This window comes from Streptomyces sp. NPDC032822, assembly GCF_055578825.1.
Genome location: NZ_JBVIOL010000005.1, coordinates 72,288 through 95,723, shown reverse-complemented (window position 1 = coordinate 95,723; position 23,436 = coordinate 72,288). Strand labels below are relative to the sequence as shown.

The 23,436-nt window shown below is 71.3% G+C and carries 17 protein-coding genes and 1 pseudogene; 15 read left to right on the top strand and 3 right to left on the bottom strand.

Going from position 1 to position 23,436, the window contains the following annotated elements; all coding sequences use genetic code 11:
* Positions 1 to 148 precede the first annotated feature (148 nt).
* The 7 genes from ACZ5VD_RS16055 (at position 149) to ACZ5VD_RS16025 (ending at position 9,074) form a co-directional block, all read left to right on the top strand.
* Complete coding sequence (locus ACZ5VD_RS16055; protein ID WP_468547935.1) at positions 149 to 991, top strand: nitrilase-related carbon-nitrogen hydrolase; 843 nt, start codon at positions 149 to 151, stop codon at positions 989 to 991.
* Positions 988 to 2,274 carry an aspartate aminotransferase family protein gene (locus ACZ5VD_RS16050; RefSeq protein ID WP_468547934.1) on the top strand — a complete coding sequence of 429 codons (1,287 nt, stop codon included), beginning with the start codon at positions 988 to 990 and terminating at the stop codon, positions 2,272 to 2,274. Before ACZ5VD_RS16055 ends, ACZ5VD_RS16050 begins: the two co-directional genes overlap by 4 nt.
* Before the next feature lie 27 nt (positions 2,275 to 2,301).
* The gene (locus ACZ5VD_RS16045) at positions 2,302 to 3,867 is read left to right on the top strand and encodes a PucR family transcriptional regulator (protein WP_468547933.1); all 1,566 of its coding nucleotides are present in this window, start codon (positions 2,302 to 2,304) and stop codon (positions 3,865 to 3,867) included.
* Between the two features lie 155 nt (positions 3,868 to 4,022).
* Positions 4,023 to 4,865: a nitrilase-related carbon-nitrogen hydrolase gene (locus ACZ5VD_RS16040; protein ID WP_468547932.1), complete on the top strand. Its 843-nt coding sequence runs from the start codon at positions 4,023 to 4,025 to the stop codon at positions 4,863 to 4,865.
* A gap of 94 nt (positions 4,866 to 4,959) precedes the next feature.
* Entirely contained in the window at positions 4,960 to 6,366 is a 1,407-nt protein-coding gene (gene hydA / locus ACZ5VD_RS16035) for a dihydropyrimidinase (protein WP_468547931.1), read from the top strand.
* An 11-nt stretch (positions 6,367 to 6,377) separates the two neighbouring features.
* A complete protein-coding gene (locus tag ACZ5VD_RS16030; RefSeq protein WP_468547930.1) occupies positions 6,378 to 7,397 on the top strand; it encodes a TIGR03842 family LLM class F420-dependent oxidoreductase in 1,020 nt (339 codons plus the stop codon).
* Positions 7,398 to 7,547: 150 nt separating this feature from the next.
* Positions 7,548 to 9,074, top strand: coding sequence for an NCS1 family nucleobase:cation symporter-1 (locus ACZ5VD_RS16025; RefSeq protein ID WP_468547929.1), 1,527 nt, complete (start codon positions 7,548 to 7,550; stop codon positions 9,072 to 9,074).
* 42 nt (positions 9,075 to 9,116) lie between these two features.
* Here ACZ5VD_RS16025 and ACZ5VD_RS16020 read toward each other — a convergent pair whose 3' ends face one another.
* Together ACZ5VD_RS16020 and ACZ5VD_RS16015 are read right to left on the bottom strand one after the other, a co-directional pair.
* Positions 9,117 to 9,782, bottom strand: a complete 666-nt coding sequence (locus tag ACZ5VD_RS16020; protein WP_468547928.1) for a hypothetical protein — start codon at positions 9,780 to 9,782, stop codon at positions 9,117 to 9,119.
* Between the two features lie 148 nt (positions 9,783 to 9,930).
* Positions 9,931 to 10,935, bottom strand: a complete 1,005-nt coding sequence (locus ACZ5VD_RS16015; protein WP_468547927.1) for a carboxymuconolactone decarboxylase family protein — start codon at positions 10,933 to 10,935, stop codon at positions 9,931 to 9,933.
* Positions 10,936 to 11,102: 167 nt separating this feature from the next.
* Here ACZ5VD_RS16015 and ACZ5VD_RS16010 point away from each other — a divergent pair, with 167 nt between their 5' ends.
* The 7 genes and pseudogenes from ACZ5VD_RS16010 to ACZ5VD_RS15980 all read left to right on the top strand — a co-directional run bounded on the left by ACZ5VD_RS16010 (position 11,103) and on the right by ACZ5VD_RS15980 (position 18,202).
* The gene (locus ACZ5VD_RS16010) at positions 11,103 to 12,206 is read left to right on the top strand and encodes a sensor histidine kinase (protein ID WP_468547926.1); all 1,104 of its coding nucleotides are present in this window, start codon (positions 11,103 to 11,105) and stop codon (positions 12,204 to 12,206) included.
* Complete coding sequence (locus tag ACZ5VD_RS16005) at positions 12,203 to 12,865, top strand: response regulator (RefSeq protein ID WP_468547925.1); 663 nt, start codon at positions 12,203 to 12,205, stop codon at positions 12,863 to 12,865. The genes ACZ5VD_RS16010 and ACZ5VD_RS16005 overlap by 4 nt, the downstream gene beginning before the upstream one ends.
* A 30-nt stretch (positions 12,866 to 12,895) precedes the next feature.
* Positions 12,896 to 13,164, top strand: a pseudogene (locus ACZ5VD_RS16000) (methyltransferase domain-containing protein); the annotation flags it as partial.
* A gap of 56 nt (positions 13,165 to 13,220) precedes the next feature.
* Entirely contained in the window at positions 13,221 to 15,041 is a 1,821-nt protein-coding gene (locus tag ACZ5VD_RS15995; protein WP_468547924.1) for a gamma-glutamyltransferase family protein, read from the top strand.
* 136 nt (positions 15,042 to 15,177) lie between these two features.
* The gene (locus tag ACZ5VD_RS15990; RefSeq protein WP_468547923.1) at positions 15,178 to 16,020 is read left to right on the top strand and encodes an inositol monophosphatase family protein; all 843 of its coding nucleotides are present in this window, start codon (positions 15,178 to 15,180) and stop codon (positions 16,018 to 16,020) included.
* Between the two features lie 174 nt (positions 16,021 to 16,194).
* A complete protein-coding gene (locus ACZ5VD_RS15985; RefSeq protein WP_468547922.1) occupies positions 16,195 to 17,604 on the top strand; it encodes a phytoene desaturase family protein in 1,410 nt (469 codons plus the stop codon).
* An 88-nt stretch (positions 17,605 to 17,692) separates the two neighbouring features.
* Entirely contained in the window at positions 17,693 to 18,202 is a 510-nt protein-coding gene (locus ACZ5VD_RS15980; RefSeq protein WP_468682534.1) for an O-acetyl-ADP-ribose deacetylase, read from the top strand.
* 15 nt (positions 18,203 to 18,217) lie between these two features.
* Here the strand turns inward: ACZ5VD_RS15980 and ACZ5VD_RS15975 are convergent, their stop codons facing one another.
* The gene (locus ACZ5VD_RS15975; protein ID WP_468682533.1) at positions 18,218 to 19,156 is read right to left on the bottom strand and encodes a toll/interleukin-1 receptor domain-containing protein; all 939 of its coding nucleotides are present in this window, start codon (positions 19,154 to 19,156) and stop codon (positions 18,218 to 18,220) included.
* A gap of 320 nt (positions 19,157 to 19,476) precedes the next feature.
* On the opposite strand from ACZ5VD_RS15975, the gene ACZ5VD_RS15970 reads away from it, so the two are divergent.
* Positions 19,477 to 23,367 (top strand): glycoside hydrolase family 2 TIM barrel-domain containing protein, encoded by a 3,891-nt coding sequence (locus ACZ5VD_RS15970; RefSeq protein ID WP_468682532.1) that lies wholly within the window; start codon positions 19,477 to 19,479, stop codon positions 23,365 to 23,367.
* Positions 23,368 to 23,436: the final 69 nt, after the last annotated feature.

Sequence of the window (23,436 nt, the reverse complement as noted above, 5' to 3'; positions counted from 1 at the left end):
CGCTCACCCACAGGAGTGTGAAACGTGATCGACTCCGCGGGTTAACGACGATGGTCTTGGCAAGGCCGCCGGGGAGGCTTACGTTCGTGCCTCTACGGCCTGCGTCTACGGGCGTAGAGGCTCTGACGTCCCGCCGAAGGAGCAGCTCATGGCCAACGTCGTCCGCGCCGCCCTGGTCCAGGCCACCTGGACCGGCGACACCGACTCCATGGTGGCGAAACACGAGGAGCACGCCCGCGAGGCGGCCCGCCAGGGTGCCAAGATCATTGGTTTCCAGGAAGTCTTCAACGCCCCCTACTTCTGTCAGGTCCAGGATCCCGAGCACTACCGCTGGGCCGAACCGGTGCCCGACGGGCCGACCACCCGTCGTATGCAAGAACTCGCGCGCGAGACCGGCATGGTGATCGTCGTCCCCGTGTTCGAGATCGAGCAGTCCGGCTTCTACTACAACACCGCGGCCGTGATCGACGCCGACGGCAGCTTCCTCGGCAAGTACCGCAAGCACCACATCCCCCAGGTCAAGGGATTCTGGGAGAAGTACTACTTCAAACCGGGCAACGCCGGCTGGCCGGTCTTCGACACCGCCGTCGGCAGGATCGGCGTCTACATCTGCTACGACCGTCACTTCCCGGAGGGCTGGCGACAGCTCGGCCTGAACGGCGCCCAGCTCGTCTACAACCCGTCCGCCACCCACCGCGGCCTCTCCTCCCACCTGTGGCGCCTCGAACAGCCCGCCGCCGCGGTCGCCAACGAGTACTTCGTCGCCGCGATCAACCGGGTCGGCGTCGAGGAGTACGGCGACAACGACTTCTACGGGACCTCCTACTTCGTCGACCCGCGCGGCCAGTTCGTGGGCGACACCGCGAGCGACAAGGAAGAGGAACTCGTCGTCCGCGACCTGGACTTCGACCTCATCGACGAGGTGCGGCAGCAGTGGGCGTTCTACCGGGACCGCCGACCCGACGCGTACGAGGGGCTGGTGCGGCCGTGACCAAGGACCTGCTGGGCCGCCACCGCTCCGTCCTGCCCGACTGGCTCGCCCTCTACTACGAGGACCCGCTGGAGATCACCCACGGCGAGGGCCGGTACGTCTGGGACGCCGAGGGCAACAAGTACCTCGACTTCTTCGGCGGCATCCTGACGACGATGACCGCGCACGCCCTGCCCGAGGTCGCCAAGGCGGTGACCGAGCAGGCCGGCCGGATCATCCACTCGTCGACCCTGTACCTGAACCGGCCGATGGTCGAACTCGCCGAGCACGTCGCCCGGTTGAGCGGCATTCCGGACGCCCGCGTCTTCTTCACCACCTCCGGCACCGAGGCCAACGACACGGCCCTGATGCTGGCGACGACCTACCGCCGCAGCAACACGGTCCTGGCGATGCGCAACAGCTACCACGGCCGCTCCTTCAGCGCGGTCGGCATCACCGGCAACCGCGGCTGGTCCCCGACCTCGCTGTCACCGCTCCAGACGCTGTACGTCCACGGCGGCGTGCGCACGCGCGGCCCGTACGCCGCGCTGAGCGACGACGACTTCATCGCGGCCTGCGTCGACGACCTCGTCGACCTCCTCGGCCACACCCGTCCGCCCGCCGCCCTGATCGCCGAACCCGTCCAGGGCGTCGGCGGCTTCACCTCCCCGCCGGACGGCCTCTACGCCGCCTTCCGCGAGGTGCTCCAGGAGCGCGGCATCCTGTGGATCGCCGACGAGGTGCAGACCGGCTGGGGACGCACCGGCGACCACTTCTGGGGCTGGCAGGCACACGCGCGCAACGGCCCGCCGGACATCCTCACCTTCGCCAAGGGCATCGGCAACGGCATGTCCATCGGCGGGGTCGTCGCCCGCGGCGAGATCATGAACTGCCTCGACTCCCACAGCATTTCGACGTTCGGCGGCACCCAGATCACCATGGCGGCCGGTCTCGCCAACCTGACGTACCTGCTGGAACACGACCTCCAGGGCAACGCCCGGCGGGTCGGCGGACTGCTCATCGAGCGGCTGCGGGCCGTCGCGGCGCAGCTGCCGGGCGTCCGGGAGGTGCGCGGGCGCGGGCTGATGCTCGGCATCGAGCTGGTGAAACCCGGCACGGACGAAGCCGATCCGGCCGCCGCGTCCGCCGTGCTGGAGGCGGCCCGCGAGGGCGGCCTGCTCATCGGCAAGGGCGGCGGGCACGACACCAGCGCCCTGCGGGTGGCGCCACCCCTGTCCCTGACCGTCGCGGAGGCCGAGGAGGGCGCCGCGATTCTGGAGAACGCTCTGAGGAGCATTCGGTAGCAGCACGCTGAGCAAGGGAACACCGCCATGACCACCACCTCGGACCCCCTGGAACCGGCCCTCACGGTCCGTCAGGTCCTCACCCTGGAACGGGTTCTCGCCGGGGAGCCCGAGGTGGTGGCCGGCACCAGCCGGCTCGACCGTGCCGTGCGCTGGGTGCACGTGGCCGAGGCCGCCGACGTCGGTGTGATGCTCAGCGGCGGCGAGATGGTGCTCACCACCGGGGTGCTGCTCGCCGGTGACGAGGGCGCGCAGGTCGAGTACGTCCAGTCCCTGCACCGCGCGGAGGCGGCGGCCGTCGTCCTGGGCCTGGGCCGGGCGTTCCCGGCCACGCCGGACGCGATGCGCCGGGCCGCCGAGCGCTGCGGACTGCCGATGATCGTCCTGCACCGGCCCTTTCCCTTCGCCGAGCTGACCGAGGAGGTCCAAGCCCGGCTGGTGCGGCGGAAGTTCGCCGCCGTCAGCCTGTCCGAGTCGGTACGGACCGCGCTCACCGGGCTCATCACCGCGGGCGCGCCACTGCAACGCCTGCTCGACGAGGTCGCCCAGCACAGCGGCTGCCCCGTCGTCGTCACCAACCTCGCCCACCGCGTCCTCGCCACCGCGGGGGAGCGGCCCGCCGTCGACGACGTGCTGCGCGACTGGGAGCGCATCGCCCGCCAGGCCGGCGGCACCGAGGGGGACGGCTGGGTCCGCGCGGAACTCGTCGGACGGGGTGAGCGCTGGGGCCGGATCATGCTGTGCGGCCACCGCGGCGACACCACCACCGGCCGGCTGCTCGCCGACCGGGCCGCCGAGGCGCTGGTCCTGCACCGCATGCTCGGCGGGACCTCCGCGCACACCTGGGAGGAACAGTCCGCGGAGAGCCTGCTGACCGACCTCGTCAGCGGGGTCGTACCGGCCCGGCAGCTGCTGCCCCGGGCCCGCGCGGCCGGACTGCCCGTCAACCGGCGCACCTTCGTCCCGCTGGTGGTCCGTGACGGCGAACCGGCCCAACTCGACCGCGTGCTGCGGATGCTGGGCCTGCCCGGGATCGTCGCCGAACTCGCCGACGGGGCCGTCGCCGTCCTGCTGAGCCTGGCCCGCGACCAGGACGCCACCGCCCTCGCCGCCCACTTCGCCGCCCGGCTGCGGACCGAGTCGGGGTCCTCCAAGGCCGTGGTGGCCGCCGCCGACGAACGCACCGCCTGGGACGAGGTGCCCGCCGGGCTGCGCGAGGCCCAGCACGTCGCCGACGCCGTGGCGGACTCCTCCACCGTCCTGGACCTCCCGGCCGTCGTACGCCTCAAGGACGTCCATCTGCGCGGACTGATCCGGCTGCTGCGCGACGACCCGCATGTGCAGTCCTTCGCGGAACGCGAGCTGGACGGGCTGCTGTGCGCGTCCGGCGAGGACCTCCTCGCCGTCCTGCGCACCTATCTCGCCACCGGCCGCAACAAGTCCCGCACCGCCCAGCTCCACCACGTCTCCCGGCCCGCGCTCTACCGGCGCCTGGAGGCGATACAGACCCGGCTCGGCGTCGACCTCGACGACTTCGAGCAGGCCGCCTCGGTACACATCGCGCTCCTCGCGCACGACGCGCAACAGGGCTGAAACATGCCACGACCTGGGAAAACGGCGGTGAAACATGGTCCCACGACAGGGTGACACCGTGATACGCCACACGCCCGCAGACGTGACACCGTGCAACTCAAACCGGGCGGAAGGACTTCCTAGGCTCCTCGCACACCGAGTGACCGGAGGTCCCGATGAGCACAGTGGTCCGCGCCGCCATCTTCCAGACCGCCTGGACCGGCGACAAGGAGTCGATGATCCAGGTGCACGAGCAGGCGGCCCGAGACGCCGCCGCGCAGGGTGCCCAAGTCCTGTGCTTCCAGGAGCTGTTCTACGGACCGTACTTCTGCCAGGTGCAGGACAAGGCGTTCTACGAGTACGCCGAGCAGATCCCGAACGGCCCGATCGTCAAGCGCTTCCAGGCGCTCGCCAAGGAACTCGGCCTCGTTCTCGTGCTGCCGATGTACGAGGAGGAGCAGCCCGGCGTCCTCTACAACACGGCCGCCGTGATCGACGCGGACGGCTCGTACCTCGGCAAGTACCGCAAGCACCACATCCCGCAGGTCAACGGCTTCTGGGAGAAGTTCTACTTCCGCCCGGGGAACGCCGGCTGGCCGGTCTTCGACACCGCCGTCGGCAAGATCGGCGTGTACATCTGCTACGACCGGCACTTCCCGGAGGGCTGGCGGGCGCTGGGCCTCGAAGGCGCCGAGATCGTCTTCAACCCGTCGGCCACCTCGCGGGGCCTGTCGGCCTACCTGTGGCAGCTGGAGCAGCCGGCGGCGGCCGTCGCCAACGAGTACTTCGTCGGCGCGATCAACCGGGTGGGCGTCGAGGAGTTGGGCGACAACGACTTCTACGGCACCTCCTACTTCGTCGACCCGGAGGCCCAGTTCGTCGGCGAGGTGGCGAGCGACAAGGAGACCGAACTGGTCGTCCGCGATCTCGACCTGGCCAAGCTGCGCGAGGTCCGCGACCGCTGGCAGTTCTTCCGCGACCGCCGTCCCGACGCGTACGGCCCGCTGACCGCTCCGTAGCCGGGGCGGCACGTCCGCCGGTCCGGCGCACGGGGGGCCGGACCGGCGGCACCGACCGACCCGCACCAGTGTTGAACACGGTAGGAGAGGGAGCATGAGCAGCAGCCGTACCGTCATCCGTGGCGGTCTCGTCATCACCGCGTCCGACGAGATCCACGCCGACGTCCTGATCGAGGACGGCCGTATCGCCGCCCTCGCCGCCTCCGGCACGGCAGCCGCCGAGGCCTGGACGGCGGAGCGCACCATCGACGCCACCGGGAGGTACGTCATCCCGGGCGGCGTGGACGCCCACACCCACATGGAGCTGCCGTTCGGCGGCACCTTCGCCGCCGACACCTTCGAGACCGGCACCCGGGCCGCCGCCTGGGGCGGTACGACGACCATCGTCGACTTCGCCGTGCAGAGCGTCGGCCACTCCCTGCGCGAGGGCCTCGACACCTGGCACGCCAAGGCCGAGGGCAACTGCGCGATCGACTACGCCTTCCACATGATCGTCTCCGACGTGAACCAGGACACGCTCAAGGAGATGGACCTGCTGGTCGAGGAGGGCGTCACCTCCTTCAAGCAGTTCATGGCCTACCCCGGCGTCTTCTACAGCGACGACGGGCAGATCCTGCGCGCCATGCAGCGCTCCGCCGAGAACGGCGGCCTGATCATGATGCACGCCGAGAACGGCATCGCGATCGACGTGCTGGTCGAGCAGGCGCTGGCCCGCGGCGAGACCGACCCCCGCTACCACGGCGAGGTTCGCAAGGCCCTCCTGGAGGCCGAGGCGACCCACCGCGCCATCAAGCTCGCCCAGGTCGCGGGTGCCCCCCTGTACGTCGTGCACGTCTCGGCGATGGAGGCCGTCGCCGAGCTGGCCAGGGCGCGCGACGAGGGCCTCAACGTCTTCGGCGAGACCTGCCCGCAGTACCTGTTCCTGTCCACGGACAACCTCGCCGAGCCCGACTTCGAGGGCTCCAAGTACGTCTGCTCGACGCCGCTGCGGCCCAAGGAGCACCAGGCCCACCTGTGGCGGGGCCTGCGCACCAACGACCTCCAGGTCGTCTCCACGGACCACTGCCCCTTCTGCTTCGTGGGCCAGAAGGAGCTCGGCCGCGGCGACTTCTCCAAGATCCCCAACGGTCTGCCCGGCGTCGAGAACCGCATGGACCTCCTCCACCAGGCCGTCGTCGAGGGCCGCATCTCTCGCCGCCGCTGGATCGAGATCGCCTGCGCGACCCCGGCCCGGATGTTCGGCATGTACCCGAAGAAGGGCACCATCGCCCCCGGCGCCGACGCGGACGTCGTGATCTACGACCCGCTCGCCGAGCAGATCGTCTCCGCCGAGACGCACCACATGAACGTCGACTACTCGGCGTACGAGGGCAAGCGCCTCACCGGCCGCGTCGAGACCGTCCTCTCGCGCGGCGAACTCGTCATCACCGAGCGGGAGTACACCGGGCACGCCGGGCACGGCGTCTACACCCCCCGCTCCACCTGTCAGTACCTCAACTAGGAGTGGCGCCCATGGACTTCGGACTCGTCCTGCAGACGGACCCGCCGGCCTCGAAGGTCATCAGCCTGATGAAGCGGGCCGAGCGCAACGGCTTCACGTACGGCTGGACCTTCGACTCCGCCGTGCTCTGGCAGGAGCCGTTCGTGATCTACAGTCAGATCCTGTCGAACACCAGCAAGTTGACGGTCGGCCCGATGGTCACCAACCCGGGCACCCGTACCTGGGAGGTCACCGCCTCCACCTTCGCCACCCTCAACGACATGTTCGGCAACCGCACGGTCTGCGGCATCGGCCGCGGCGACTCCGCGATGCGCGTCGCGGGCCGTACCCCCAACACGCTGGCGCGCATCAGCGAGGCCATGAAGGTCATCAGGGCGCTCGGCTCGGGCAAGGAGGCCGACCTCGGCGGAACGGTCGTCAAGTTCCCCTGGATCAGGGAAGGCGCCGAACTCCCCGTCTGGATGGCCGCGTACGGCCCCAAGGCGCTCAAGATGACCGGCGAGGAGGCCGACGGCTTCATCCTCCAGCTCGCCGACCTCTACCTCACCGAGTACATGGTGAAGGCCGTCAAGGACGCGGCCGTCGCCGCCGGACGCGACCCGTCCGAGGTGAAGATCTGCGTCGCCGCCCCCGCCTACGTCACCGAGGACGACTCGCCCGAGGCGCTCGCCCACGCCCGCGAGCAGTGCCGCTGGTTCGGCGGGATGGTCGGCAACCACGTCGCCGACCTGGTGTCCAAGTACGGCGAGCACTCCGCCGCCGTCCCCGACGAACTCACCGACTACATCAAGGCCCGTGAGGGATACGACTACTCCCACCACGGGCGGGCCGACAACCCCGACACCGCGTTCGTGCCCGACGAGATCGTCGACCGGTTCTGCCTCATCGGCCCGGTCGAGAAGCACATCGAGAAGCTGAACGCCCTGCGCGAGCTGGGCGTCGACCAGTTCGCCGTCTACGACATGCACGACGCGCAGGAAGCCACCATCGACGCGTACGGCACGAAGGTCATCCCGGCCCTCAACGGCTAGCAGCACCGGGGCATGCGAAGCCCCGCCCCCCTTGAACGTCCCCTTCCCGCCGTCCCGGGGAGGGGGCCCGGGGCGCTCCCCGCGCTTCCCCCACCGGCACACCCGCCCGCACGGCCTTTCCCGTCCCACCTCCCTCTGATTGGCCTGCCCATGACCGACACCGCTCCCACGGCCATACCGCCGTCCACCCAAGTCACCCTCGCCGACGGCCGGGTGGAGCTCGCCCCGGGCGCCCCCGCCCCGAGCGGCCCCTACGCCAACGAGGACCTGCTGCCGGTTCCGGTGGAGAAGCGCACCTGGACCACGTACAACTTCTCCGCCCTGTGGGTCGGCATGGCCCACAACACGGCCTCCTGGACCCTGGCCTCGGGTCTGATCGCCGTCGGCATGGACTGGAAGCAGGCGGTGTTCACCATCGCCCTGGCCAATGTGATCGTGCTGGTCCCGATGCTGCTCACCGGGCACGCGGGACCGAAGTACGGCATTCCCTTCCCGGTCTTCGCCCGCGCCTCCTTCGGTATCCGCGGCGCCAACCTCCCCGCCGTCGTCCGGGCGTTGGTGGCCTGCGGCTGGTTCGGCATCCAGACCTGGATCGGCGGCGAGGCGATCTACTTCCTCGCCGGGAAGCTCATCGGGAACGGCTGGACGGAGGCCGGCCAGATCGGCGGGTACGCCTGGACGATGTGGCTGTCGTTCGCGATCTTCTGGGCGCTCCAGGTCGCGATCATCTACCGGGGCATGGAGACGATCCGCCGCTTCGAGAACTGGGCGGCGCCCTTCGTGATCGTCGGCGCCCTCGTGATGCTGATCTGGATGAGCAACAAGGCAGGCGGCTTCGGTCCGCTGCTCGACCAGCCCTCCAAGCTCGGCTGGGGCGGCGACTTCTGGAAGCTCTTCTGGCCGGCCCTCATGGGCATGATCGGCTTCTGGTCCACGCTGTCCCTGAACATCCCGGACTTCACCCGGTACGGCAAGAGCCAGAAGGCCCAGACATGGGGCCAGGCCCTCGGTCTGCCCACCACCATGACGCTGTTCGCCCTGCTGTCGGTGATGGTCACCTCCGGTTCGCAGGCGGTCTACGGCGAGACGATCTGGGACCCGGTACAGCTCGCCGCCAAGACGGACAACGTCGTGGGCCTGCTCTTCGCGCTGGTCACCGTGCTGGTGGCGACCCTGTCCGTGAACGTCGCGGCCAACCTGGTCTCCCCGGCCTTCGACTTCTCCAACATCGCGCCCCGGAAGATCACCTTCCGTACCGGTGCCCTCGTCACCTGCGTCCTCGGTGTGCTGATCTTCCCGTGGAAGCTGTACTCCGACCCGCAGGGCTACATCTTCACCTGGCTCGGCCTGGTCGGCGGACTCCTCGGCACGGTCGCCGGCATCCTCATCGCCGACTACTGGATCCTGCGCCGCGGCAAGCTCGACCTGACCGACCTCTACCGCACGGGCGGCCGTTACTGGTACGAGGGCGGCTGGAACTGGCGGGCCGTCGTGGCCTTCGTCACCGGTGGTGTCCTCGCCGTCGGCGGCGCCAACTTCAGCCCGCTGATCGACGGACGCCCCGTCCCGGCACTGGAGCCGCTGGCCGACTACGGCTGGGCGGTGGGCCTGGGCACGTCGATGGTCCTGTACGTGGTGCTCATGCTGGCGCGCGGACGGGACCGTCTCGAAGTGTGATCCATCCGGACCACCCGGTCCACCTCGGTCCTCGGAGGACGGTCAGCCCTGCCGGCCGTCCTCCAGCGCCGCGACCGCCTCCTTGGCGGCCTTGATGGCACCCTTGTTGATCTCGTCCGTACCGGGCGCCTTCTTCGACTCGAAGTCACTGCCGTTGTACGTGATCGTCACCAGCGCGTTGGACGCCCGCACCAGCACCACACCCTCGCGGGTCTGCTGCTTGTCCTCGGTGGTGAGGTTCACCACCGAGTACGCCGAGTCGCCGAGACCCGGCACGTCCCCGCCGCCGCTCTTCTCCTTGGTGTTCTCCTGGTACGACTCCCGCGCCGACTCGTCCGAGTCCGTGATCTCGAAGGACACGTCGAGCCAGCGGTAGTCGTACCCCTTCAGCGCGTTCCAGGAGCAGGTGCGACGCAGCTTCGTGTCCGTCGAGGGGATCTCCTTGCCGGCCGTCTTGGCACCCGGCACGAGCGACGTGATCGTCTTCTTGGCGACGCTGCCGCACGGCGAGGGCGCGTCGGCGTACGCCTTCGACGCGGCGGCCGTCGCCGGAGCCGAGGCCGACTGCGTGCCGGTCTTCTGCCCCTCCTTGTCCGCGGCGGCCGGCGAGGCGGCGGGACCGGAGGAGAGCGCCCAGCCCGCTGCGGCGAGCACGACGACGGGCGACAGACGCGCGGTGAGGGCGAGCGGCAGGGAGAGAGAACGCACGGCGCACTTTTCGTGGGGGACGGTGCGGAGAGGGTCCGCACAGCGGACGGGGCGCCAGTTTCACACGACTCCCTGTGCGACGGAAGTGCCAACTCGCTCCGTACCGGTGCGGTCACAGCGCCCCACGGTCGATACGTCATGTATCCCGCTATGTCCGGGCGATGGGCCGGTTGAGCGCCGATTCCACCCGGTCCACGGCAACGAACGCGCCGTACGCCACGAGCCGCACCAGACAGCGGTCGGTGTGCTCCGGCCGCCGCCAGGCCGCCACGTCCTCGTCCGTGATGCGATACGGCGCCAGCGCGGCCAGCAGCGCGAGGCGCGCCCCGGGCCGCTCCCGCCGGTCGGGGAACCCGCCGAGGGAGAGCGACGGATGCGTCCCGTCCCAGTCCTGAAGGGTCTGCTCGACGAGGTCGTGGTCGTCGGCGTCGAGGAGACCGGCACCCGTCATGGCCGCCCTGAGCAGCGCCGCGTACGCGAGGCCGACGGCCGTGCCGCCCGCCCACGCGGGGGCCTCGCCCGGGTCGACGCCGTCGAGCAGCCCGAGGGACTCGCCGGGCCGGGCGGGACGGCGTACGGTCCGGGCGAGCGCGCGGCCGGCGAGGCTGCGTACCGGCCGGAACCGCTGGGCGTTGCCCGGCAGCAGGTTCTCGGTCACCAGGGCGGACACGATCCGGTTGATGAAGTGGAAGGCGAACGCGGTGCCGAGGTAACCGGGGGCGTGCTCCCGCGGGAAGGGACAGGACTCGGTGTCGAGGGCGCCCGGTACACGGGTGCGCCTGCCCCACTCCAGCACGCGCGCGTGCTGCTCGTTCTCCGGCCGCTCCCCTCTCGCCAGACGTTCCGCGAGTGCGTGGTCGCCGGTGGCGTGCAGCAGCATGGTGTGCGCGTCCACACAGAACGGGCAGTTGTTGGCGAGCGACACCCCGAGCGCCGCCAGCTCCTTGCCGGTCCGGCTGCCGGGGCCCGCGATCAGCGACTCGCGCATCAGCGCCCAGGCGGGCGCGAGGATCTCGGGCGCGGAGGAGAGGACCACGAAGGTGACGGGCCGGTCGATTCCGAAGTCCCGGGAGAGCTGCGCGTAGACGTCGGCGACGCGACCGGTGGCCGCCTTCGGCGGCGGAGGTTCGGTGTAGCGGAAAGGTGTGGGCATGGGCAGCAGCGTGCGCCTCGGGGGCGGGCCCGGTCGTCGTACGGCCGAAGACAGTCGGCGCTGCGCCGACGGGGCGGCTCGGGCCCCGCGACTACCGCGTCGGGAGTAGTCCCGGAGTTGTCCACAGGGCTGACGCGGGCGTCGGCGCCCGAAGCTACTGTGCCTGCATGAGCGGGCACTCGACTGCACGGAGGACACTCGCCGACGCGGCCCTCGCGGTCGTGATCGGCGCCCTCGTCGTGACCACGGCCGCGTTCGACGTGGACACCACGGGCGCCGACTACGCGTTGATCGCGCTGGGTTCGGCCGCCCTGGCCTTCTACCGCCCCTTCCCGCTGCCGGTCCTGGCCGTGTCCACGGCGGCCGGCGCGGCCTACGTCCTGCACGCCCACCCCGGCCTGCTCGCCGCCCTCCCCGTCCTCGCCGCCGTGCACACCGCGGCCCGGGTGGGACATCGCGGTCTGGCCGGCGCGGCGAGCGCGGTCTACCTGGGGGCGTACGTGGCGACGGGCCCGACGACGGGGGAGGTGGTGGAGAAGGCCGCGCTGCTCACCGGCTGGTTCCTGTGCGCCGTCGTGACCGGCCTCGCCGACCGCAACTGGCAGGCCTACCTGCGCCAGACCGAACAGCGCGCCCTGGAGGCCGAACGCACCCGCGAGGAAGCGGCCCTGCGCCGCGCCGGCGAGGAACGCCTGCGCATCGCGAGGGAGTTGCACGACTCCCTCACCCACAGCATCTCGATCGTCAAGCTCCAGGCGGGCGTCGCGGTCCACCTCGCCCGCAAACGCGGCGAGGAGGTGCCACCCGCCCTGCTCGCCATCCAGGAGGCCGGCGGCGAGGCGATGCGCGAACTCCGCGCCACCCTGGAGATCCTGCGCACCGACGAACCGACCGGCACGCCCGCCGTGCTCGTGGAACGCGCGCGGGCCGCCGGTCTCGCGGTCGAACTGACCGTGACCGGCGAGGAGCGCCCCCTGCCCGCGACCCTCGACCGCGCCCTGTACCGCATCGTCCAGGAGGCGCTGACGAACGCCGCCCGGCACGCGGGTCCGGCGAGGATCGACGTCCGACTCGGCTACCGCGCGCGGGAGTTGGTGGTAGAGGTGGACGACGACGGCACGGCGACACCGGAGCGCCCCGCGCCCCCCGGCATCGGCCTCACCGGGATGCGCGAACGCGTCACGGCCCTCGGCGGCGCCCTGCACACGGGCCCGCGCGCGGAGGGCGGCTTCTCGGTGCGGGCCGAACTGCCCCTGGAGGTCGCCGGATGATCCGGGTGGCACTCGTCGACGACCAGGCGCTGATGCGCGCGGGGTTCCGCGCCCTGCTCGACGCGGAGGACGGCATCGAGGTGGTGGGGGAGGCGGCGGACGGCGAACAGGGCCTGGCCCTGGTGCGCGCCCGCAGACCCGACATCGCGCTGATCGACGTACAGATGCCGGTGATGACGGGCATCGAGGCGACCCGCCACATCGCCGCCGACCCGTCCCTGGCCGCCGTACGCGTCGTCATCCTCACCAACTACGGCTTCGACGCATATGTCTTCGAGGCCCTGCGTGCGGGCGCCAGCGGCTTCCTCCTGAAGGACACCGAACCGGCCGACCTCCTCCAGGGCATCGAGGTGGTGGCGCGGGGCGAGGCCCTGCTCTCCCCCTCGGTGACCCGCACCCTGATCGGCGAGTTCGTCTCCCGCCCACCCGACCGCGCCACCGCCCCCGGCCTCGAACACCTCACCCGCCGCGAACGCGAGGTCACCGCCCTCGCCGCCCGCGGCCTCACCAACGAGGAGATCGCCGCACACATGGTCATCAGCCCGTTCACGGCGAAGACGCATGTGAGCCGGGCGATGGGGAAGCTGGGGGCGCGGGACCGGGCGCAGTTGGTGGTGTTCGCGTACGAGTCCGGGCTGGTGGCGGCACGCGGCACCTGACCGACGCGGTCACATTCCGTTGCGGGCCCTGCCCTGCCCGCCGCGGACGCCGCCTACGACGTGGTGCTGCTGCTCGGCCCGCTGTACCACCTTCCCGAACGGCCGGACCGGGTACGGGCACTGGCCGAGGCGCACCGGTGGTCCGGCCGGCCGGGCTGATCGTCGCGGCCACCGTCAACCGCTTCGCCGGACTGCACGACCCGGAGCGTCGCGAAGCCGTCCTGGCGGCGACCAGGTGTGTCGAGTCCGAGCCGACGCTCCTCGGAGCGGGCGGGCACCTGGTCACGGCGGGCAGGCGTCCGCGCCGACTGCGTACGATCGACCGACCCGCAGCCGTGCACCGAGGAGCCCACCCGTGTTCACCACCCGTCCCACCCTCCAGGGCACTTTCGGCATGGTGTCGTCCACCCACTGGCTGGCCTCGCAGTCGGCGATGGCGGTGCTGGAGGACGGGGGGAACGCGTACGACGCGGCGGTGGCCGGGGCGTTCGTGCTGCATGTCGTCGAGCCGCATCTCAACGGGCCCGCGGGCGAGGTGCCGATCCTGCTCGCGCCGGCCGGGGGCGAGGTGCGGGTGCTGTGCGGGCAGGGCGTCGCACCGGGCGGGGCGACCGTGGCGCACTACCGGGGCCTCGGGCTCGACCTCGTGCCCGGTACCGGACCGCTCGCCGCCGCCGTCCCCGGTGCCTTCGACGCCTGGATGCTGCTGCTGCGGGACCACGGGACCAGATCCCTCGCCGAGGTGCTGAAGTACGCCATCGGGTACGCCGAACACGGGCACGCGCCCGTGGAGAACATCGGGGCGACCGTCGAGTCCGTGCGGGAGTTGTTCGAGACGGAGTGGACGTCGTCGGCCGAGGTGTACCTGCCGGGCGGACAGCCGCCCCGGCCGGGGCGCCTCTTCCGCAACCCCACGCTCGCCGCCACCTGGCTGCGCCTCCTCGAAGAGGTCGCCGGCGCCGGCGACCGGGTCGCCGAGATCGACGCGGCCCGGGAGGTGTGGCGGTCCGGGTTCATCGCCGAGGCCCTCGTGCGGCAGGCCGGGCGGCCCACCATGGACACCAGCGGCGAACGGCACACCGGTACGCTCACGGCCGCCGACCTCGCCGGCTGGTCCGCGACCTACGAGGCGCCGGCGACGTACGACTGGAACGGCTGGACCCTCTGCAAGGCCGGCCCCTGGAGCCAGGGCCCGGTGCTGCTGCAACAGCTCGCCCTGCTGCCTCCCGAACTGCCCCGCTACGGGTCCGCCGCCTACGTCCACCTGCTCATCGAGGGCTGCAAGCTCGCCATGGCCGACCGGGAGGCCTGGTACGGCGACGCCGCCGAGGTGCCGCTGGGCGCGCTGCTGTCGGACGAGTACAACGAGGGGCGGCGCAAGCTCGTCGGGGACCGGGCCTCCTGGGAGCTGCGGCCCGGCAGTCCGCAGGGCCGTGCACCGCGGCTGTACGCCCACCCGGGGACGCGGGAGGAGCCGGGGTTCGCGGCGCCGGGCGCCGGCGAGCCCACGGTCGCCCAGCACTCCACCTCCCCGATGCCCGGCGAGCCCGAGGTCCGTCCCGACGGGCTCACCCGCGGCGACACCTGCCACCTCGACATCGTCGACCGGTGGGGCAACATGGTCGCCGCCACCCCCAGCGGGGGCTGGCTGCAGTCCAACCCCGTCGTGGCCGAACTGGGCTTTCCGCTCGGTACGCGGCTCCAGATGGCCTGGCTGGAGGAGGGGCTGCCGAACTCCCTCACCCCGGGCCGCCGCCCCCGCACCACCCTCACACCCTCGATCGCGCTGCGCGAGGGGGTACCCGTCATGGCGTTCGGGACACCCGGCGGGGACCAGCAGGACCAGTGGCAGCTGCACTTCTTCCTCGCGGTCGCGCTGAAGGAGCAGGTCAGAGGCGGGTTCGACCTTCAGGGTGCGATCGACGCCCCGAACTGGCACAACGACAGCTTCCCCAGCTCCTTCTACCCGCGCGGCACGCTCCCCGGCAGCGTCACCGTCGAGGGCGGGACGGACGAGGACGTGGTGGCGGAGCTGCGGCGACGGGGGCACGACGTGACCGTCGGCGGCCCCTGGTCGGAGGGGCGGCTGTGCGCGGTCGCACGGGATCCCCAGACCGGGATCCTGTCGGCGGCGGCGAATCCGCGGGGCATGCAGGGGTACGCGGTGGGGCGCTGACCCCTCCCGTACGCCGCGCACCCCACGCACCCCGCGCACGCCTCCCGCGTTCGGGACATCCCGGTATTCAGGCCGAATCCACCCGGGATACACCGGCCCGGTGGGGATTGTCAGTGGCGCGTGCTCTCATGGAGTCATGATCGAACACATGGAAACCATCGACGAGTTTCTCGCCCGGCACGCGGCCGACGTGGAAGAAGCGGTACGCAAGGCGGCCTCGGCCGAGATCATGCCCCGCTTCCGTCGCCTCGCCGCGCACGAGGTCGACGAGAAGAGCGGGCCGCACGACCTCGTCACGGACGCCGACCGCAAGGCCGAGCTGTACCTCACCGAGGCGCTCGGCGCCCTGCTGCCCGGCTCGGTCGTGGTCGGCGAGGAGGCGGTGCACGCCAACCCGGCGTCGTACGAGGCGATACAGGGCGACACCCCGGTCTGGATCGTCGACCCGGTCGACGGGACACGGCAGTTCGTGCACGGCGACCCCGGATTCTGCACGCTGGTCGCGCTCGCGCAGGGCGGCGTCCTGCGCGCCTCGTGGACCTACGCGCCCGTCCCCGACCGGCTGGCCACGGCCGTGCGCGGCCAGGGAGCCTTCCTCGACGGCGAGCGACTGCGCTCCGGCGCCCCGGAACAGGGCCGCGACCTGCGCATAGCCACCTCGCACCCGGACTACACGACCGACGAGCAGAAGCGCGAGCTGCTGGGGCTGTGGACCGAGGGCGTCGCACCGCGCCCCTGCGGATCGGCCGGACTGGAGTATCTCGCCGTCGCCCGCGGCGAGTTGGACGCCACGGCCTTCTCCTGGGAGGCGGCCTGGGACCACGCGGCGGGCCTGCTCCTGGTCGAGGAGGCGGGCGGCGCGCACCTGACCCTCAGCGGCGAGCCGTTCCGCGTCACCGGCCACAACGCGCTCCCGTTCACCGCGGCCCGGGACGCGGCCACGGCCCGTCGGGTGGTGGGGCTGCTGGGGGCCTCGTAGCCCCGGGGACCCGATGGATCGCCGCGGGGGTCCGTGGCCGTCGCGGCGCCCCGCACACGGGCACCGCGGCCTCGCACACCGGCTCTGTCGCCCCGCGCATCGGCGCTGTCGGTCCTGCGTCCTATCCTGATCCCACAGGCCACCGGCTGACGAAGGGGTCCGAAGGTGCCGTCGATGCTCGATGTCGTTGTGGTGGGTGCGGGACCGAACGGACTGACCGCCGCCGTGGAGTTGGCCCGCCGCGGCTTCTCGGTGGCCCTTTTCGAGGCCCGGGACACCGTCGGCGGGGGAGCCAGGACCGAGGAACTCACCCTCCCCGGCTTCCGGCACGACCCGTGCTCCGCGGCCCATCCCCTGGGAATCAACTCACCCGCGTTCCGCGCCCTGCCCCTGGAGCGCTACGGCCTTCAGTGGCTGCACTCCGACCTGGCCATGGCGAACCCGTTCACCGACGGCACCGCCGCCGTGCTGGCGCGGTCGGTCGGCGAGACGGCCGCCTCCCTCGGACCGCGTGACGCGGGGACGTACCGCAGGCTCGTCGAGCCCTTCCTGCCCCGGTGGGACACCCTGGTCCGCGACTTCATGTCGCTGCCGCTCACCGCACTGCCCCGCGACCCGGTCACCCTCGCCCGGTTCGGCCTGGCGGGCCTGCCCCCGTCGACCTGGCTGCTGCGCCGCTTCCGGGACGAGCGGGCCAGGACCCTGTTCGCCGGCCTGGTCGCCCATGTGATGGCCCCGCTCGGCGGCTTCGCCACCAGCGCGATCGGCCTGGTCTTCGCCCTCGCCGCCCACGCCCGCGGCTGGCCGGTGGCCCGCGGCGGCTCCCAGTCGATCTCCGACGCGCTGGCCGCGTACCTGAAGGACCTCGGCGGCACCATCCACACGGACTTCGAGGTCAAGCGGCTCGACGACCTGCCGCCCGCGCGCGCGTACGTCTTCGACACCTCGCCCACCGCCCTGGCCCGTATCGCGGGCCTCGGCCGCTTCTACGAGGGCTATCGGTACGGCCCGGGGGTCTTCAAGATCGACTACGCCCTGGACGGCCCCGTCCCGTGGACCGCGCCGGAGGCACGCCGCGCCACCACCGTGCAGATCGGCGCGGACAGCACGGAGATCGGCGCCGCCCTGCGCGCCGCGTCGCGGGAGGGCCGCGCACCCGAGCGACCTTTCATGATCACCGTGCAGCCCAGCCTCGTCGACCCCACCCGGGCCCCGGCCGGCCGGCACGTCTTCTGGGCGTACGGCCATGTCCCCAGCGGCTGGACCGGCGACCTCACCGACGCCATGGAGCGCCAACTGGAGCGCTTCGCCCCGGGATTCCGCGACCGCGTGCTGGCCCGCGCGATGGCGGGCCCGGCCGAACTCGCCGCCCGCAACGCCAACTACGTGGGCGGTGACATCGGCTCCGGCGCGGTCACCGGACTCCAGATCCTGCTGCGGCCCAAGCTGTCCCTGTCCCCGTACGGCACCCCGCACCCGGCCGTCTTCCTCTGCTCCTCGTCCACCCCGCCGGGTCCCGGCGTGCACGGCATGTCGGGACACAACGCGGCGAAGGCGGTGTGGCGGAGGCTGCGGCAGGCGTGATCACGGCCGTGGCCCCGAGGGGGCGCGACAGCCATGGCAGCGCCCCTCGGTGCCCCTGTGCCCGGTTCGAAAGGAGACCCCGCCGGACATGACCACCATCCACCTCGTCCAGGGCGACATCACCCGGCAGCGCGTCGACGCGATCGTCAACGCGGCCAACTCCTCGCTGCTGGGCGGCAGCGGGGTCGACGGTGCCATCCACCGCCGCGGCGGCCCCGCGATCCTGGAGGACTGCCGCAGACTCCGCGCCTCGCACTACGGCAAGGGCCTGGCGACCGGCCAGGCCGTCGCGACGACCGCCGGTGAGCTGGACGCGCGCTGGGTGATCCACACCGTGGGCCCGCGGTACTCCGCCGAGGAGGACCGGTCGTCGCTGCTGGCCTCCTGCTACCGGGAATCGCTTCGGGTCGCCGACGAGTTGGACGCCCGCACGGTGGCCTTCCCGGCGGTTTCCGCGGGCATCTACGGATGGCCGATGGACGACGCGGCCCGGATCGCGGTGGAGACCGTCCGTGCGACGGACACGGCGGTCACCGAGGTCGGGTTCGTCCTCTTCGACGAGCCGGCCTACACGGCGTTCGCCGCGCGACTCGGCTGACGGTTCCACGGCCGCTCACTCGGAGACCGGCACTTCCTGTCCCCCATGGTCGAACCACCGCTCGTCCGACGGGTTGCCGTTCTCGTCGTAGGCGAAGGTCTTGCGGCTGTAGGGAAAGCCGCGATCGGGTGTGCGCCCGGCGTCGGTGACGATTTCCTCGACCGTCGCCCGGCCCAGTGAGTCGTAGTGCACCACGCGGGCCGTCGCCTCACCGGGATATCGCATCGTCTTCGTCGCGCGCACACCGGTCCGGGGATCGTAGGCGTAATACCAGACGTCATCGACGACAGCCCAGCCTCCGGAGCCGTCCGGAGAGTACATCCTGTTCGCGACGACTCGACCCTGCTCGTCGTACTCGAATTCCTTGTAGTGGGCCAGGACGCCATTGTTGTGGACATCGACGCGCGAGACGGTTCCCGCCGTCCACGCCATGTGGTAGCTCATTCCGAGCGACGCCTTCTGGGAGGTCGGCCCGACGCCGACGGGCTGGCCCAGGTTGGAGATATTGAGCCCCTTGTACCAGCGGGAACCGTCGTAGCCGCCGTCCACCCCGCGGACCTTGTCCACCAGGTGCTTCACATTCCGCGCGTAGGTATTTCTCCTGGTGAAGTCGAGGCGGTGCAGGTGGGCGATGCGGCCCGGCACCTCCTCCGTCAGCGACTGTACGACGACCGGGAGGACATAACTCTCGCGCTGGTCGAGCACCATGCGGGAGAATGCCTGCTCGAATTCGATCTCCCGCACGTAATACGAGGCCAGGGCGGCTGGCGACAGCGCAATGCAGAAGAATCGGCTGTCCTTGATGCCCTGCTCGATGGACTTGTGAACCGAATCGCCGACGGTGAGTTCGATGGTGTCGAGCCAGACGTCGAGGCCGTGGTCCATGAGATCACCGGCCAGGCGGTTGACGAATCGCGCGTTGCGCCTGGAATAGGAAAGGAAGAGATCGTGCACTGACGGCATCCTCTGTCTCGCGGACAAGCCCCGGGTCACGCGTGAGTTCCTGGCCGGAGCCTACTGGCGGGGACCGGCCGGTGTGGGCCATCGGTCGTCGCCGCCGCCCGCCGGGCAGGCTCAGCCGGACGCCTTCAACAGGACCCAACAAAGTCCGACAGGGATATTGCTTCGATTGTGTGCGAGTCCTAGGGTTCCCCTGGCCCGGTAGTTGCCTTTGTCGCCAGTAGTCACGTTCTGCCCCACTGCCCCTGACCTCCTGCCCCCTGACGCACCCTCAGTCCGCGCACCCCACAGTCGCACCGAGGAAGGCCAAGGTCATGCCGCACCCGCACCAGCCCTCGCACCAGCCCCCGCACGTGTTCAGTCGCCGCCGGCTCCTGGAAGGGGGAGCGGCCGTTCTCGGCGCGCTCACCCTGTCCGCCACGTCGCGCGGCGCGGCGGCGGCCGACCTGCCGGCCGAACTGCCTCAGTGGAACGGCAACATGGCCGTCTTCCGGCTGGGCACCGAGCCCCCGCACACCACCCTCATGCCGTACGCCGACGTCAGGCAGGCCCTGACCGGCGACCGCACGCGCTCGCCGTACCGGCAGAGCCTCGACGGCAGGTGGCGCTTCGCCCACGTGGACCGGCCCGACGACCGGGACGTCGACTTCCACCGCACCGACCTCGACGACAGCGACTGGGCCACCCTCCCCGTCCCCTCGGCCTGGCAACTGCACGGCTACGACAGCCCGATCTACGTCAACATCACCTACCCCTGGTGGGGGCCCAACGGGCAGGGCCAGGACGCACAGCCACCGGCCGCACCCACCCGGTACAACCCCGTCGGCCAGTACCGCCGTACCTTCACCGTCCCCCGCGACTGGTCGGGCCGGCTCACGTTCCTGCACTTCGAGGGCGTCAAGTCGGCCCACTACGTGTGGATCAACGGGAAGTTGGTGGGCTACCACGAGGACTCCTACGTCCCCGCCGAGTACGACATCACCGAACACCTCAAACCCGGCACCAACCAGATCGCCGTCGAGGTGTACCGCTACTCGGACGGCGACTGGCTGGAGGACCAGGACATGATCCGGCTGAGCGGCATCTTCCGCTCGGTCTACCTCTACTCCACCCCGGCCGTGCACCTGCGGGACTTCAAGCTCGACACCCCGCTGAGCGACGACCACACGGCCGCCGAACTGTCCGTCACCGCGAGCGTGCGGGACTACGGGGGCGACGACGCCGGCCAGTACGCCGTGGAGACCCAGCTTTACGACGCGCGTGGCCACGCCGTCTGGTCACGCCCGCTGCGCCGGAGCGTGACCGTCGGCGCCGGCCAGGAGGCGACCGTACAGGCCGCCAGAGCCGTACCCGATCCCGAGCTGTGGTCGGCGGAGAAGCCCACGCTCTACACCGCCGTGCTGCGGCTGCGCGACCCGGCGGGCAAGGTGATCGAGACCCTCTCGCACCGGGTCGGCCTGCGGGAATTCGCGATCACGGACGGGCTGATGCGGATCAACGGCCGGCCCGTCTCGCTGCGCGGCACCAACCGGCACGAGATGCACCCCGACCGCGGCACCGCGCTCACCCGCGCGGACCTGGTCGAGGACATCGGGATCATCAAGCGACTCAACATCAACACCGTCCGCACCTCGCACTACCCCAACAACCCGCTCTGGTACGAACTCGCCGACGAGTACGGCCTCTACCTCGTCGACGAGACCGACCTCGAAACGCACGGCATCCGGGACGAGTACCCGGGCGACCACGCCGACTGGAGCCAGGCGTGCGTGGCCCGCGCACAGAACATGGTCCACCGCGACAAGAACCACGCCTCGGTGGTCATCTGGTCGCTCGGCAACGAGGCGGGCGGCGGCAGCACGTTCGTCGCCATGCACGACTGGATCCGCTCCTACGACCCGACCCGCGTCATCCAGTACGAAGGCGACGACCGGCCCACGATCAGCGACATCCGCTCCGAGATGTACGAGAGCCCCGCACGCGTCGAACAGCGCGCCAGGGACACCGCCGACACGCGCCCCTACGTGATGATCGAGTACTCCCACGCGATGGGGAACTCCAGCGGCAACTTCCGCACGTACTGGGACGTCATCCGGCGCCACGACGTCCTCCAGGGCGGCTGGATATGGGACTTCGTCGACCAGGCCCTCACCTGGCCCACCCCGGCCCGCACCCTGCTCACCGAGTCGGGACCCGCCGGACTGCGCGGCGAACTCGTCGCCCCCAGCGGCTCCTTCGACCGCACGGAAGGCGTGTCCGGCGGCACGGTCTTCGCCCGCGACCCGAGCCTCGACCTCACCGGCTCGCTGACCCTGGAAGCGTGGATCACCCCGCACTTCACGGGCAACCACCAGCCGATCATCGCCAAGGGCGACACCCAGTACGCCCTGAAACAGTCCGACCGGAACCTGGAGTTCTTCCTCTACGGCGGCGGCCAGTGGATCGCCACCACCTGGGCCCTGCCGGACGACTGGACCGGCAGCGAACACCACGTCGCGGGTGTCTTCGACGCCGCCGCCGGCACCCTCACCCTGCACGTCGACGGCGTCGCACGGGCCACCCGGACCACCACCCGGCGGCCCGACACCAACACCGCGCCCCTCGCTCTCGCCACCGACGTCGACAACCCGACCCGGGAGTTCAGCGGCACGATCCGGCGGGCCCGGGTCTACGCCCGCGCCCTGAGCGCGACCGAACTGGCCTCGGCGGGCCGCGGCCCGGGCGACGACGGCGTGCGGTTCTGGTTCGACGCCTCCTCCGTCGGGCTCACCAGGAAACGGCCCCGCGACCGGACGTTCCTCGCCTACGGCGGCGACTGGGGCGACAACCCCAACGACGGGGCCTTCTCCGGCGACGGCATCGTCACCGCCGACCGCGGCAGCACCGGCAAGGCCGTGGAGGTGAAGCAGGTCTATCAGGCGATCAACGCCGCCCCGGCCTCCGGCAGCGCCGTCACCTCGGGACGCGTCACCCTCACCAACGAGTACCTGTTCACCAACCTCCGCGCCTTCGACGGCCGTTGGACCCTCGTCGCCGACGGCAAGGCCGTACGGCAGGGCACGCTCGGCCGCGACCAGCTGGACGTCGCGCCGCTGAGCGCCAAGGACATCACCGTGCCCGTACGGCTGCCGGACCGCCCGGCGCCCGGCACGGAGTACTTCCTGCGGCTCTCCTTCACCACCAGGGAATCCACGAAGTGGGCGAAGGCCGGCTTCGAGGTCGCCCGGCAGCAACTCCCCGTCGCCGCGGCCGGCCCCGCCGTGACGCCCCGGCCGCTGAAGAGCGTGCCGACCCTGCGGCACCAGGACGGCGAGGACACCGTCACCGTCCGGGGCGACGGCTTCTCCGTCACCGTCGACAAGAGCAGCGGGACCATCACGTCGTACCGGGCCGAAGGCGTCCGTCTGATCACCTCGGGGCCGGTGCCCAACTTCTGGCGGGCGCCGACCGACAACGACCGGGGCAACGGCCAGCACACCCGCAACCAGACCTGGCGCGACGCCGGGACCCGCCGCAAGGTGACGGACGTGAGCGTGCGCGTCCTGCGGGACCGGGCCGTCGAGATCAAGGTCGCGGGCACGCTCCCCACCACCGTCGAGTCCACGTACACCACCACGTACACGGTCTTCGGCAACGCCGAGATCAAGGTCGACAACACCCTGCACCCGGGGGCGGCGAGCCTGCCCTACCTCCCCGAGGTCGGCACCCTGCTGCTGTTGCCCGGCCGCCTGGAACACCTGCACTACTACGGCCGCGGCCCCGACGAGAACCACTGGGACCGCAACAACGGCACCGACGTGGGCCTGTACTCCGGCACCGTGTCCGGGCAGTGGACCCCCTACCTGCGCCCCCAGGAGAACGGCAACAGGACCGACATCCGGTGGGTCGCCCTGACCGACCGCCACGGCACCGGCCTGCTGGTCTCCGCGGAACCCCTCCTGGAGGTCAACGCCTCCCACTTCACCCCCGAGGACCTGTCGGTCGGGGCACGCCACGACTACCAGCTCACCCCGCGCGAGGAGATCGTCCTGCGCCTCAACCACCGGCAGATGGGCGTGGGCGGCGACAACAGCTGGGGCGCGCACACCCACGACGAGTACAAGCTCTTCGCCGACCGCGACTACACGTACACCTACCGGCTGCGCCCCCTGACGGACCCCGACGAGGCGACGGCGGCCTCCCGGAGGCCGACAGCCACGGAATGACGCGGTAGCGGGCCGGTCCGGGGCAGCTGAGGTCGATGTCGGATTCTCGCCAGCCCCGGTCCGGCCGGT